Source organism: Aeromicrobium sp. Root344 (assembly GCF_001425755.1).
Classification (GTDB): Bacteria; Actinomycetota; Actinomycetes; order Propionibacteriales; family Nocardioidaceae; genus Aeromicrobium.
Window position 1 is genome coordinate 2692498 of the sequence record NZ_LMDH01000001.1, and the last position, 12403, is coordinate 2704900.

A 12403-nucleotide genomic window follows, 5' to 3' on the forward strand; every position below is an offset into this window, starting at 1 on the left:
GCCCGGATCTCACGAGACTCGAAGAGTCAGTTCAGTCTCGTTCAAGGAGTTCCATCATGTTGTCCACCCAGCTTCTCGCCCACGACACCTGGGACGGCCCGGGTCCGTGGTGGCCACTGTTCCCGCTGTTCTGGATCGCGTTCTTCGTCCTCGTGTTCGGCGTCTTCGGGCGCTTCGGTCGCCGCCGCTGGCACCGCGGCTCGTACGCCGGGGAGTCCCGTCTCGCTGAGCGCTACGCCGCCGGCGAGATCGACGAGTCGGAGTATCGCGAGCGCCTCGCGGTCCTCCGGGAGCGGGACAAGTGACCGCCGAGACGGTCGTCGAGATCCGTGACCTGACCAAGCGCTACGACACCGTCACGGCGGTCGACCAGGTCAGCCTGAGCGTGCGGCGCGGGGAGGTCTACGGCTTCCTCGGCCCCAACGGCGCCGGCAAGACGACGACCCTCCGCATGCTGCTGGGCCTCATCCGGCCGACCAGCGGGAGCCTCACGGTGCTCGGCCGCCAGCCGGGTGAGGCGGGCGTCCTGGCTCGGATCGGCTCGATGATCGAAGGTCCGGCGTTCTACCCGTTCCTGTCCGGCCGGGCCAACCTCGAGGTCGTCGCCAGGTACGCCGGCACCGGCTCCGCGCGGATCGACGAGACCCTCGAGACGGTCGACCTGACCTCGCGCGGCGGCGACAGGTTCTCGACGTACTCACTCGGCATGAAGCAGCGCCTCGGTGTCGCCGCCGCACTGCTCAAGGACCCCGACCTCGTGGTGCTCGACGAGCCGACGAACGGTCTCGACCCGGCCGGCATGCGCGACATGCGGGCGCTGATCCGACGCCTGGGCGACTCGGGCCGAACCGTGATCCTGTCGAGCCACATGCTCGGCGAGGTGCAGCAGATCTGCGACCGGGTCGGTGTGATCAACGCCGGGCGCATGGTCGTCGAGAGCACCGTCGAGGAGCTCCGCGGCGACAGTGAGCTCGTCATCCGGGCGACCCCGGCCGACGTCGTGAGGGCGACCGTCGACCAGCTGGCGTACGTCCAGTCCATCCGCACGCTCGACGACGAGCTCCGGCTGCGTGTCGACGAGCGCCACACCGGCGAGGTCACCCGTGCTCTGGTGCTCGCCGGCGTCGACGTCCGCGAGGTCCGCCGCGTCGACCGCCAGCTCGAGGACGTGTTCTTCGAGATCACCGCAAAGGAGTCCAGTCATGCCTAGTGTCGTCGATGTCTCGCGCGCCGAGCTGTTCAAGCTCGTACGCCGCCCGGCAGCCTGGACGCTGCTCGCCGCTGCAGCGCTGCTGAGCCAGGTGTTCGGCTACCTGATTCCCTACCTGTCGTTCGCCGGCGACGGCTCCGGCCCGATCGAGGGCGCGTCGAAGCAGGCGATCCTGGCGAGCACGCTGCCGGACCAGATCGTCGCCAGCACGCTCGGCGGGTTCCCGGTGTTCGCCGGTGCCCTCGCGCTCGTGTTCGGTGCGCTGGTGCTCGGCAGCGAGTACGGCTGGGGCACGGTCAAGACCGTGCTGACGCAGCGCCCGGGACGCACGACCGTGCTGGCCGGGCAGGCCGTCGCCCTCGGCGCCTCGGTCGCGGTCGGCGTGCTGGTCCTGTTCGTCCTCGGCGCGGTGAGCTCGACCGCCATCGCGCTGGGCCAGGGGGAGTCGACGGCGTTCCCGTCGGTGCTCGACCTGCTTGGCGGCTACGGAGCCGGCGTGGCGATCATGCTGATGTGGGCCGGCCTCGGCGGGATGCTCGGCGTCGTGCTCCGAGGGGTCGCCCTGCCGATCGGCCTCGGGGTCGTGTGGGTGCTCGGGGTGGAGAACCTGATCGCCGGCGTCGCCAGCTCCGTGCTCACCGCGCTCCGGCCCCTGCGCGACGTCATGCCCGGGATCAACGCCGGATCGCTCGCCTCAGCGGTGATGCCGACGCGTCCGCCGGGCCTGGAGTCGCCTCCCGGGGTCAACTCCGACGTCGCCGACGGCCGGGCGCTCCTCACGGTGGCCTGCTACGTCGTGGTCTGCCTCGCCGTGGCGCTGTGGACGTACCGGCGGCGGGACGTCGCCTGACCCGTCCCGTCACGGCGTCTCAGCGGATGACCTTCGCTGAGGCGCCGACGGGCGGGCCGATAAACTCGGCAGGTGCTGACCATCGACCGAGCCACGCATGACGCGATCATCGCGCACGCGCGGCGCGACCACCCGGACGAGGCCTGCGGCGTCGTCGCCGGGCCGATCGGCTCCGACGTGCCCGCGCGGTTCATCCCGATGCTCAATGCCGCGATGTCCCCGACGTTCTACGAGTTCGACTCCGGCGACCTGCTCAAGCTCTACCGCGAGATGGACGACCGCGACGAGGAGCCTGTCGTCGTCTACCACTCGCACACCTCGACCGAGGCCTATCCGTCGCGCACCGACATCAACCTCGCGGGCGAGCCCGGCGCGCACTACGTCCTCGTGTCGACCCGTGACGGCGCCGACCAGTCCGGCCCCGTCGACTTCCGGTCCTACCGGATCGTCGACGGCGAGGTCACCGAGGAAGAAGTTCGCGTCGTCGACCGTTATGAAGACGTAGCCGCAACCCAACAGAAGGCAGAACACTGATGGCCATCGAGGTCCGCATCCCCACGATCCTGCGCACCTACACCGGCGGCGAACGTGCCGTCGAGGGCAGCGGAGCGACCGTCACCGAGCTGATCGACAAGCTCGAGGTCGACCACCCCGGCATCCAGGAGCGCCTGCTGGAGAACGGCGAGGCCCGCCGGTTCGTCAACATCTACGTCAACGACGAGGACATCCGGTTCACCGGTGGCCTCGACACCGCTGTCGCCGACGGCGACACCGTGGTGATCCTGCCGGCCGTCGCCGGCGGCTCCGCCTCCGGGTTCTAGGGCCCGACAGAGTGCGCTTCGACTCCCTGATCGACTCCGTCGGCGGCACGCCGCTCGTGGGCCTTCCCAACCTCTCGCCGACCCCGGACGTACGCCTGTGGGCCAAGCTCGAGGACCAGAACCCGACCGGGTCGATCAAGGACCGCGCGGCGCTCAGCATGATCCTGCGTGCCGAGCAGGACGGCCGGCTCACGCCGGGCGCGACGATCCTCGAACCCACGAGTGGCAACACCGGCATCTCGCTCGCGATGGTCGCCAGCCAGCGGGGCTACCAGCTCATCTGCGTCATGCCCGAGAACACCTCGATCGAGCGCACGCAGCTGCTGACGATGTGGGGTGCCCGGATCATCCCGTCGCCGGCCGCCGGGGGCTCCAACGAGGCCGTGCGCGTCGCCAAGGGCCTCGCGGCCGAGAACCCCGACTGGGTCATGCTCTACCAGTACGGCAACCCGGCCAACGCCGATGCGCACTACGAGGGCACGGCGCCGGAGATCCTCGCCGACCTGCCCGAGGTGACCCACTTCGTCGGCGGGCTCGGCACCACCGGCACGTTGATGGGCGTCGGCCGGTTCTTCCGCGAGCACAAGCCCGAGGTGCGGATCGTCGCCGCCGAGCCGCGCTACGGCGAGCTGGTCTACGGCCTCCGCAACCTCGACGAGGGCTTCGTCCCCGAGCTCTACGACGCGACGCTGATCGACTCGCGGTTCAGCGTCGGTCCGCGCGACGCCGTCCGCCGGGTGCGTGAGCTGATCGAGGCCGAAGGCATCTTCGCCGGCATCTCCACCGGCGCGATCCTGCACGCCGCCCTCGCCCAGGCGGCCAAGTGCGTCAAGGCCGGCGAGACCGCCGACATCGCGTTCGTCGTCGCCGACGGCGGCTGGAAGTACCTGTCGACCGGCGCCTACGAGGGCACGCTCGACGAGGCCGAGGACAAGCTCGACGGCCAGCTCTGGGCCTAGGTCATGGCCTGATCCCGCCCAACCCGTGTCGCGACGGCATGTCGTCGGTTAGCCTCGTCCCGTGAGCCAGATCGTGGTGTTCTCCGGAAGCGCTCATCGACCCCTCGCCGAGAAGATCTGTTCCGAGCTCGGCCAGCCGCTGTCGGCCTCCGACACCATCCGGTTCAGCAACGACTGCCTCCAGGTGCAGCTGCTCGCCAACTGCCGCAAGAAGGACGTCTTCATCATTCAGCCGCTGGTCCCGCCGACGCAGGACCACCTGATGGAGCTGCTGCTCATGATCGACGCGGCCCGTGGTGCCAGCGCCGACTCGGTGACCGCCGTGATCCCGCACTATGCGTACGCCCGCTCGGACAAGAAGGACGCCTCGCGCATCTCGATCGGCGGTCGGCTCGTCGCGGACATGCTGACGACCGCCGGCGCCGACCGGGTCGTCACGATGACGCTGCACGCGCCGCAGGTGCACGGCTTCTTCAGCGTCCCGGTCGACCACCTCACGGCGATCGGCGAGCTCGCCGACTACTACCGCAACCGCGACCTGACCAACACCGTCGTCGTGTCGCCCGACCTCGGCAACGCCAAGACCGCGTCGCTGTTCGCCCGGCTGCTGGGCGTACCGGTCGCCGCGGGCAGCAAGCAGCGCCAGGCCGACGACAAGGTCGTCATCGACGCGATCGTCGGCGACGTGGCCGGCAAGACCGCGATCGTCCTCGACGACGAGATCGCCACGGGCGGGTCGATCGTCGAGCTCATGGACAAGCTCGAGGCCGAGGGTTGCACCGAGGCCTCGGTCGCGTGCACGCACGGCCTGTTCACCGGCAAAGCCGTCGAGCGGCTCCGCAACCATCCGTCGATCACCGAGGTCGTCACGACCGACACCGTGCCGCCGCCGGCTGACTGGCCCGAGCTGCAGGTGCGCTCGATCGCCGGGCTGTTCGCCGAGGCGATCGCCCGCATCCATGCCGGCGAGTCGGTCTCGTCGCTGTTCGACGGCGTCGACCCCGCGCACGCCCCGCCCCAGCCCAAGCTGCCGCTCTAGCTTCCCGCTGAGCGTGGGAGGCCAGACTCACGTGTGATCTGCGGCCAGTTCACTTTGTCGTAACACGTCGCCCCCGTAACCTTTTCGCTTGTGAGCAATGCACCGATCGGCATCTTCGACTCCGGCTTCGGCGGCCTGACCGTCGTCCGCGCGGTGCTCGATCAGCTGCCGCACGAGCCGGTGCTCTATCTGGGCGACACGGCCCGCCAGCCGTACGGTCCCAAACCCATCTCCGAGGTCCGTGAGTACGCCCTCGAGTGCCTCGACCACCTCGTCGCCCAGGGCGTCAAGGCGCTCGTCATCGCCTGCAACTCCGCGAGCGCCGCGGTGCTGCGGGATGCGCGCGAACGCTACGACGTCCCGGTCGTCGAGGTCATCGTGCCGGCCACCCGGCGCGCCGTGAGCGCGACCCGCAACGGTTCGATCGGCGTGATCTGCACCGAGGCGACCGCGACCTCCCGGGCCTACGACGACGCATTCGCCGCCAATCCCGGCATCACCCTGCACACGCAGGCCTGCCCCGCCTTCGTCGATCTCGTCGAGGCCGGCATCACGAGCGGCCCGGAGCTCCTGGCCGCGGCCGAGGGCTACCTGCGGCCGCTGCTCTCCCTCGACGTCGACACCTTGGTCCTGGGCTGCACTCATTACCCGTTGCTCACCGGTGTCCTCTCCTACGTCATGGGCGACGGCGTCACGCTCGTCTCGAGCGCCGAGGAGACCGCCAAGGACGTCTACGCGCTGCTGGTGCGTGAGGGCCTCGAGCGTGACCTCTCGCTCCCGGAGCCGACCCATCGCTTCCTGACGACCGGCCGGCCCGAGCAGTTCCGCGAGCTCGGCCGCCGGTTCCTCGGCCCCGAGATCGAGACCGTCGACCAGTTCGCCTGGGTCGGCGTATGAAGCTCACCGTCATCGGTTGCTCCGGCTCGTTCCCCGGGCCGGACTCGCCGGCGAGCTGCTACCTCGTCGAGGCGCCGTTCGACGGTCGGACGTACCGCTTGCTCATCGATCTCGGCTCTGGCGCGCTCGGCGACCTGCAGCGCTTCTGCGACCTCCGCGACATCGATGCCGTCGCGCTCTCGCACCTGCACGCCGACCACTGCTTCGACCTGTCGGGCCTCTATGTCGTCAGCAAGTACCACCCCGGCGGGCAGCTCGACCGCATTCCCGTGCTGGGCCCGGCCGGCACGGGCGAGTTCCTCGCCACTGCCTACGGGGTCGAAGAGCCCGTCGGCATGACCGAGCAGTTCGACTTCCGTGACTGGCAGGACGGCGGGACCGTCGAGCTCGGCCCGTTCGCGGTGACGTCCGTGCGCGTCGACCATCCGGTGCCGGCGTACGCCCTTCGTGTCGCCGCCGGTGACCGTTCGCTGGTCTACTCCGGCGACACCGGCCCGACCGACCAGCTCGTCGACCTGGCCGCCGGCGCCGACCTGTTCCTGTGCGAGGCCTCGTTCGTGGAGTCGGTGGACAACCCGCCCAACCTGCACCTCACGGGTGCCGAGGCGGGCGCCTGTGCGGCCCGCGCCGGCGTGGGCCGCCTGCTCGTGACCCACATCCCGCCGTGGACCGATCGCGCCGAGGTCGAGTCCGACGTCAAGACGACGTGGGACGGCCCGTACGACCTGGTGGCCGCCGGCTCGACCTATCAGCTCGGCTAGATAGGCTCGCGGCATGACCCGCGAAGATGGCCGCAGTGCCGATCAGCTCCGACCCGTGACCATCACCCGCAACTGGCTCGACCACGCGCAGGGCTCGTGCCTCATCGAGTTCGGCAAGACCAAGGTGCTGTGCGCCGCGAGCGCGAGCGAAGGTGTGCCGCGCTGGCGCAAGGGCTCCGGACTGGGCTGGGTCACCGCGGAGTACGCGATGCTGCCGCAGGCGACCCACGACCGCTCGCCCCGCGAGTCGGTCAAGGGCCGGGTCGGCGGGCGTACGCACGAGATCTCCCGCCTGGTCGGCCGCTCGCTGCGCGCCGCGATCGACTACAAGGCGCTCGGCGAGAACACCATCACGATCGACTGTGACGTGCTGCAGGCCGACGGCGGCACCCGCACCGCCGCGATCACCGGCGCGTACGTCGCCCTCGCCGACGCCGTCGAGCACCTGCGCTCCAAGGGCGCGTTGACCGGGGAGCCGCTCGTCGAGTCGATCGCCGCCACCAGCGTGGGCATCATCGACGGCGTCCCGCTGCTCGACCTCCCGTACGTCGAGGACGTCCGCGCCGAGACCGACATGAACGTCGTGATGACGGGCGGCGGCAAGTTCATCGAGGTGCAGGGCACTGCCGAGGGTGCCCCCTTCGACAAGCCCGAGCTCGACGCGCTGCTCGAGCTCGCCGCCAAGGGCTGCGCCGACCTCACCACGCTGCAGCACGACGCCCTCGGCCGTGGCTGAGGTCGTCCTGGCGTCCAACAACGCCAAGAAGCTGGCCGAGCTGCGCCGGATCCTCGAGCCGCTCGTGCCCGGGATCCGGGTGCTGGGGCTCGCCGACGTGACGCCGTACGACGAGCCGGCCGAGACCGAGCCGACGTTCGAGGGCAATGCGTTGATCAAGGCGCGAGCCTGCCTCGCCGTCACCGGGCTGCCGTCGCTCGCCGACGACTCGGGCCTGTGCGTCGACGCCCTCAACGGCATGCCGGGGGTGCTCTCCGCGCGATGGTCCGGCGTGGCCAAGGAAGCCGGGGGAGACGCCGCCAACAACGCGCTGCTCCTGAGCCAGCTGTCGGACGTACCGGATGAGCGTCGCACGGCGCAGTTCCGCTGCGCCGTCGCCCTCTGCACCCCTGACGGCGCCGAGATCATCGAGCTCGGAGAGATGCCAGGACGCATCCTCCGGGCGGAGCACGGTGAGGGCGGGTTCGGCTACGACCCGCTGTTCGCCGCGGACGGCTACGACGTCTCGACCGCCGAGCTGCCCGCTGGCGAGAAGGATCGCATCAGCCACCGGGGCAAGGCGCTCACCGCGATCGCTCCGGCCGTGGTCGACGCCCTCAGCTAGCAGGATCGAGCGCGGCGATGACCCGCCGCGCGATTGCGAGGCTGCCCTTGCGGTTGGGGTGCACGCCGTCGACCACGCTGTCGGCCCCCAGAGTGCCGGACGTGCTGATGAACTGGATGCCGTGGCGCTTGGCCTGCGCTGCGATGATCGCCGTGACGCGCTGCCTGTTCTGTGGGTCACGGGGTCCCCACGGCGGGCCCAGCACGACGATGCGTGTCGACTTCGGCAGGAACGTCTGCAGGGTGTCGAGGTAGCGATCGACGGCATGGTCGATGACGTCGTCGGACGCCGTGACGAAGCGACCGTCACGGCACGCGGCCCAGTCGTTGCGGCCGCCCTCGACGATGAGCAACGAGGGGGCTGCGCCCGAGTACGCCTTGGGGCGGTCGATGAACGTGTCGCCCGTGCAGGCGTGGCCGGGTCGGAGGTAGCCCGAGCCCGACTGGGCGTAGCGCGTCACCGTGGCGTGGAAGTGGTAGCCGGCGATGCTCCACCAGCCCTGGTTCGCATCGCCGGGCTCGTCGTTGTAGCGCGCCGTGATCGAGTCGCCGACGACCACGATGCCGCGAGGCGCCACGGGCGATGCGGCGATCCTCTCGTCACCCGTGGCGCCCTGCCAGGCGATGAACGGGGCGATCAGCAGTGCGGCCAGGATGGCGAGGATGAGGGACCGTCGAGTGGTCACCCGGGGAATCGTCATGCGTGCGCTTTCTCTGCTGAAGTCAGCGCAACTCTAGGTCGGATGTGTCGCCCGGCCCGACAGAATGGCCGAAGTCAATCCAAAAGTCATCAAACCTCATCCGAACGGTTCATGAAAACCTGACGCAAAGGACTACTCGGGCAGGCTGAAGCCGTGTTGACGCCAGGCCTCGAAGACCGCGACGGAGGCGGTGTTGGCGAGGTTCATCGACCGCCGGCCGGGCAGCATCGGCAGGCGTACGCGCGCCGTGACGCGCGGATCGGCGAGCACCTCGGGAGGCAGCCCGGTCGGCTCCGGGCCGAACATCAGGACGTCGCCGGGCTCGTACCCGACGTCGGTGTAGAGCTCGTCGCCGCCGGCGGTGAACGCATAGACGCGTCCCGGCGCCAAAGCCGTCAGCGCGGCGTCGAGCTCGGGGTGCACCGACATGACCGCGAGATCGTGGTAGTCGAGCCCCGCGCGGCGCAGCTTGGACTCTTCAAGGTCGAAGCCCAACGGCTCGACCAGGTGCAGCTCGGCTCCGGTCACGGCGGCGAGGCGGATCGCGGCGCCGGTGTTGCCGGCGATGCGCGGCTCGTAGAACAGGATGCGGAACACGTCAGCCACGCCCCTTCGGACTCCAGTGCAGCACTGCGTGGACCACGAGGCCCGCGACGATCGCCCATGCCGCCGACCCGATGTGGAGCGCCGTGATGCCCGACGCGGCGACGAGGAATGTGACGACCGCCGCCTCCCGGCCCTTGCGCTGCGACATCGCGCCCTCCAACGAGTCGGCGAGGGTGCCGAGCAGAGCGAGGCCGGCGACGGTGGCGATGACTCCGGCTGGCGCCACCGCGACGAGTGCTGCCAGTGCTGCCGACGACACGGCCAGCACGACGTACGTGGCTCCGGCCGACTGTGAGGCGATCCACCGCCGGCTCTTGTCGGGCCCGGCGTCCGGCCCGGCGGCGAGCGCGGCGCTGATGGCGGCGAGGTTGACCGAGTGCCCGCCGGCCGAGGCTCCGGCGACGGTGGCCAGGCCGGTCGTGACGATCGTGTCCCGCCACGGCACGTCATAGCCGAGCGACTTCATGATCGCCACTCCCGGCACGTTCTGCGACGCCATCGTGACGATGTAGAGCGGCAGGGCGATGCCGACGACCGCCTCCCAGGTCCACGACGGTGCGGTCAGGCTGAGCTCGGGGAGCAGGGACGACGAGGCGATGCCCTCCCCGCGGTGGATCATGTCGATGCCGATCACGATGCCGGCGGTCAGGAACGCCGCGGGCACCGCCCAGCGCGGCGCCAGACGTACGCCGATCAGCCAGACCAGGGCGATCGCCACGATCGCGCCCGGGTTGTCGACCAGGGCCCTGACCGGCCGGATGCACAGCTCGAGCACCACGCCGGCGAGCATCGCCTGGGCGATCGGTGCGGGGATACGGCCGATCAGACGGCCGAGCGCGGGCCAGAAGCCCGTGAGCACGTAGGCCACGCCCGCGATCATGAATGCACCGACCGCAGCCGGCCAGCCGCCGTCGACCCCGCCCATGCCCGCGAGCAGGGCGGCTCCCGGCGTCGACCACGCCAGCACGATCGGGATCCGGTGGCGGCGGCTCAGCCAGACCACGCCGACGGCTTGGGTCAGGCAGAGGGCCAGCAGCCCTGACGCAGCCTGGTGGCGATCGGCGCCGACGGCGGCGAGCCCGGTGAGGACCACGGCGAACGAGCTCGTGTAGCCCACGACCATCGCGATGATCCCGGCGCTGATGGGCTGTTGGAGCTCCGACCGGCTCATCCGCGACCCGAGACGATGCAGTGCCGCTCCATGGTGAATCACCCTAGACTCACCCACCATGGCCTCACCTCAGCGCGTCCACGTCACGCACACGTACACGTCCGATCCCGCCACGGTCTTCGAGAAGCTCGCGGAGCACGAGAACCTCGGGCCGGTGTTCGGTGCCAAGATCACCCGCGTCTGCGACGGCGACACCTCGCGCAACGGTGCCGGCTCGACGCGGACCCTCAAGATCGGGCCGTTGCCGGCGTTCCAGGAGACGACGACCAGGGCCGAGCCCAACAGCCTGATCGAGTACAAGATCAGCAAGGGCAGCCCGCTCAGCGGTCACTGGGGCGTCCAGAAGCTCACGCCGACCCCCGAGGGCGGCACCACGCTCGACTACACGATCGGCTTCGACATGCCGATCCCCGGCATGGCGGCCCTCGTCGGCAAGGTCCTCTCGTCCAACATCAAGAAGGGTCTTGGCAAGCTGGCACCCTGAGCCCCGCGCAGGATTGTGTAACAATATGGCGTGCGTCCCGTCCTGCTCGTCATCGCAGCTGCGATCTGCTTCGGCACGACCGGGACGGCCCAGGCGTACGGCCCTGATGGGGCCTCGACCACCTCGGTGGGGCTGACCAGGATCGTGGCTGGAGGCGGCCTGCTGGCCGCGTTCGCCTGGTGGGTCGCCCGTCGTTCGCCGGCACCGACCCGGGCTCGGCTGTCGCCCGGCGTCGTGCTCCTCGGCGGCGTCGCGGTGCTGGCGTACCAGCCCACGTTCTTCGCCGGCACGCGACTCAACGGTGTCGCGGTGGGCACGGTCGTGGCGCTGGGTGCCGCGCCGGCGTTGACCGGTCTGCTCGAGTGGCTCGTCACCCGGCGACTGCCGTCGACGCCGTGGTTCATCGCGACGGGGTGTGCCGTGGTCGGCGTCGTCCTGCTCGGGGGGTTGCTCGACGAGGCTGACGCTGGCATCAGCATGCGAGGCCTCGCGGGCTCGCTTGGTGCCGCGTTGTCGTACGCGGTCTACGCCTTGGCTGCCAAGCGGCTCCTCGACGACGGCGCCAGTGCGACCACGGCGATCGGCAGCATCTTCGGCGCGGCAGCCCTGATGGGAGCGCCGTTCCTCCTGCTCGTCGACCTGTCGTGGCTCGGTTCGGCATCAGGCGTCGCGATGGTCACCTGGTTGGCCGCGGCGACGGTGGCGCTGGCCTACGTCCTGTTCGCGATCGGGCTGCGGAGCCTGCGCGCGTCGACGGTCTCGACCCTCACCCTGGTCGAGCCGATGACGGCGTGCCTTCTCGGGATCATGCTGCTCGACGAGCGGCTCTCGACGGCGGGTTGGATCGGGCTCGCTGTCCTGCTGGGTGGCGTGGTGCTGCTTGCCCTGCCGTCCCGCCGTGCGGTGGCGGTGCCGGTATGAGTGCACGCGCGACCGGGGCCGACCGGCTCGCCGCCGAGCTGCGCCAGCGAGTCCTGTCCGGTGACCTCGAACCCGGCGCTCCGCTGCGCGAGGAAGCACTGGCCGACGAGTACGCCTTGTCGCGGCACACCGTGCGGCGCGCCCTCGAACGGCTCGTCGCCGAGCGGCTGCTGGTCTCCGAGGCGTACCGGGGCGTCCGGGTCACCTCGTTCAGTGACGCCGACATCCTCGCGTTGCAGCAGCTCCGTGCGGCCCTGGAGTCCGAAGCCGTGCGGCTGATCCGTGCTGACCACGGCGACTCGTGGCCGGCCGAGCTGGTCACGCCGCTGCTCGACGCCGCGGACCGGATGGCGGCCGACGCGTCACCTGAGCACGCGCACTCCGCGTTCCACCGCGCGCTGGTCGCTGCGGCCGGCAGCCCTCGGATCACCGAGGCGTACGAGCGCCTCGACACCGAGATGCTGCTGTTCCTCCGGCAGCTGCGTTCGGCGTACGACGGTGCCCAGCTGTGCACGGAGCACCGCGACTACGTCGCTGACGTGCAGCGTCGTGGCGAGGACGCCGTGCGGCGCCACCTCGCCGACTCGACCGCGATGCTGCTGTCCCTGCGTACCTGAATCTGCAGGTCCGATTGGCGCCAGCGA

Annotated in this window: 17 protein-coding genes; 14 read left to right on the top strand and 3 right to left on the bottom strand. The window is 70.4% G+C overall.

Annotated elements, in window-relative coordinates; genetic code table 11:
- Nucleotides 1-56: 56 nt before the first annotated feature.
- The 11 genes from ASC61_RS13245 (at nucleotide 57) to rdgB (ending at nucleotide 7877) form a co-directional block, all read left to right on the top strand.
- Entirely contained in the window at nucleotides 57-305 is a 249-nt protein-coding gene (locus ASC61_RS13245) for an SHOCT domain-containing protein (protein WP_056212635.1), read from the top strand.
- Nucleotides 302-1210, top strand: a complete 909-nt coding sequence (locus ASC61_RS13250) for an ABC transporter ATP-binding protein (RefSeq protein WP_056212636.1) — start codon at nucleotides 302-304, stop codon at nucleotides 1208-1210. Before ASC61_RS13245 ends, ASC61_RS13250 begins: the two co-directional genes overlap by 4 nt.
- A complete protein-coding gene (locus ASC61_RS13255; RefSeq protein WP_056212639.1) occupies nucleotides 1203-2060 on the top strand; it encodes an ABC transporter permease subunit in 858 nt (285 codons plus the stop codon). The genes ASC61_RS13250 and ASC61_RS13255 overlap by 8 nt, the downstream gene beginning before the upstream one ends.
- A 72-nt stretch (nucleotides 2061-2132) precedes the next feature.
- Complete coding sequence (locus tag ASC61_RS13260; protein WP_056212641.1) at nucleotides 2133-2594, top strand: Mov34/MPN/PAD-1 family protein; 462 nt, start codon at nucleotides 2133-2135, stop codon at nucleotides 2592-2594.
- The gene (locus ASC61_RS13265) at nucleotides 2594-2881 is read left to right on the top strand and encodes a MoaD/ThiS family protein (RefSeq protein ID WP_056212643.1); all 288 of its coding nucleotides are present in this window, start codon (nucleotides 2594-2596) and stop codon (nucleotides 2879-2881) included. The genes ASC61_RS13260 and ASC61_RS13265 overlap by 1 nt, the downstream gene beginning before the upstream one ends.
- A gap of 11 nt (nucleotides 2882-2892) precedes the next feature.
- Nucleotides 2893-3840 (top strand): PLP-dependent cysteine synthase family protein, encoded by a 948-nt coding sequence (locus ASC61_RS13270; protein ID WP_056212645.1) that lies wholly within the window; start codon nucleotides 2893-2895, stop codon nucleotides 3838-3840.
- A 61-nt stretch (nucleotides 3841-3901) separates the two neighbouring features.
- Nucleotides 3902-4879 carry a ribose-phosphate diphosphokinase gene (locus ASC61_RS13275; RefSeq protein ID WP_056212646.1) on the top strand — a complete coding sequence of 326 codons (978 nt, stop codon included), beginning with the start codon at nucleotides 3902-3904 and terminating at the stop codon, nucleotides 4877-4879.
- Between the two features lie 90 nt (nucleotides 4880-4969).
- A complete protein-coding gene (gene murI, locus ASC61_RS13280) occupies nucleotides 4970-5776 on the top strand; it encodes a glutamate racemase (protein WP_056212648.1) in 807 nt (268 codons plus the stop codon).
- The gene (locus tag ASC61_RS13285; protein WP_056212650.1) at nucleotides 5773-6537 is read left to right on the top strand and encodes an MBL fold metallo-hydrolase; all 765 of its coding nucleotides are present in this window, start codon (nucleotides 5773-5775) and stop codon (nucleotides 6535-6537) included. The genes murI and ASC61_RS13285 overlap by 4 nt, the downstream gene beginning before the upstream one ends.
- A 13-nt stretch (nucleotides 6538-6550) precedes the next feature.
- Nucleotides 6551-7273 (top strand): ribonuclease PH, encoded by a 723-nt coding sequence (rph, locus tag ASC61_RS13290; protein WP_056212652.1) that lies wholly within the window; start codon nucleotides 6551-6553, stop codon nucleotides 7271-7273.
- Entirely contained in the window at nucleotides 7266-7877 is a 612-nt protein-coding gene (gene rdgB, locus ASC61_RS13295; protein ID WP_056212654.1) for an RdgB/HAM1 family non-canonical purine NTP pyrophosphatase, read from the top strand. Before rph ends, rdgB begins: the two co-directional genes overlap by 8 nt.
- On the opposite strand, the gene ASC61_RS13300 is transcribed toward rdgB, so the two are convergent.
- The 3 genes from ASC61_RS13300 to ASC61_RS13310 all read right to left on the bottom strand — a co-directional run bounded on the left by ASC61_RS13300 (nucleotide 7870) and on the right by ASC61_RS13310 (nucleotide 10354).
- Nucleotides 7870-8562 (bottom strand): SGNH/GDSL hydrolase family protein, encoded by a 693-nt coding sequence (locus ASC61_RS13300; RefSeq protein WP_056212656.1) that lies wholly within the window; start codon nucleotides 8560-8562, stop codon nucleotides 7870-7872. The two genes, rdgB and ASC61_RS13300, sit on opposite strands and share 8 nt — an antisense overlap.
- 147 nt (nucleotides 8563-8709) lie before the next feature.
- A complete protein-coding gene (locus tag ASC61_RS13305) occupies nucleotides 8710-9183 on the bottom strand; it encodes a tRNA (cytidine(34)-2'-O)-methyltransferase (protein WP_235503557.1) in 474 nt (157 codons plus the stop codon).
- The gene (locus ASC61_RS13310) at nucleotides 9176-10354 is read right to left on the bottom strand and encodes a benzoate/H(+) symporter BenE family transporter (RefSeq protein WP_056212658.1); all 1179 of its coding nucleotides are present in this window, start codon (nucleotides 10352-10354) and stop codon (nucleotides 9176-9178) included. Before ASC61_RS13310 ends, ASC61_RS13305 begins: the two co-directional genes overlap by 8 nt.
- Nucleotides 10355-10412: 58 nt before the next feature.
- Between ASC61_RS13310 and ASC61_RS13315 the strand changes: the two genes are divergently transcribed.
- Genes ASC61_RS13315 through ASC61_RS13325 form a run of 3 tightly spaced genes read left to right on the top strand, consistent with a single transcriptional unit; the run spans nucleotide 10413 to nucleotide 12376 of the window.
- Nucleotides 10413-10838: an SRPBCC family protein gene (locus ASC61_RS13315; RefSeq protein WP_056212660.1), complete on the top strand. Its 426-nt coding sequence runs from the start codon at nucleotides 10413-10415 to the stop codon at nucleotides 10836-10838.
- A gap of 30 nt (nucleotides 10839-10868) precedes the next feature.
- Complete coding sequence (locus tag ASC61_RS13320; protein ID WP_056212662.1) at nucleotides 10869-11759, top strand: DMT family transporter; 891 nt, start codon at nucleotides 10869-10871, stop codon at nucleotides 11757-11759.
- Entirely contained in the window at nucleotides 11756-12376 is a 621-nt protein-coding gene (locus ASC61_RS13325; RefSeq protein WP_056212664.1) for a GntR family transcriptional regulator, read from the top strand. Before ASC61_RS13320 ends, ASC61_RS13325 begins: the two co-directional genes overlap by 4 nt.
- Nucleotides 12377-12403 lie beyond the last annotated feature (27 nt).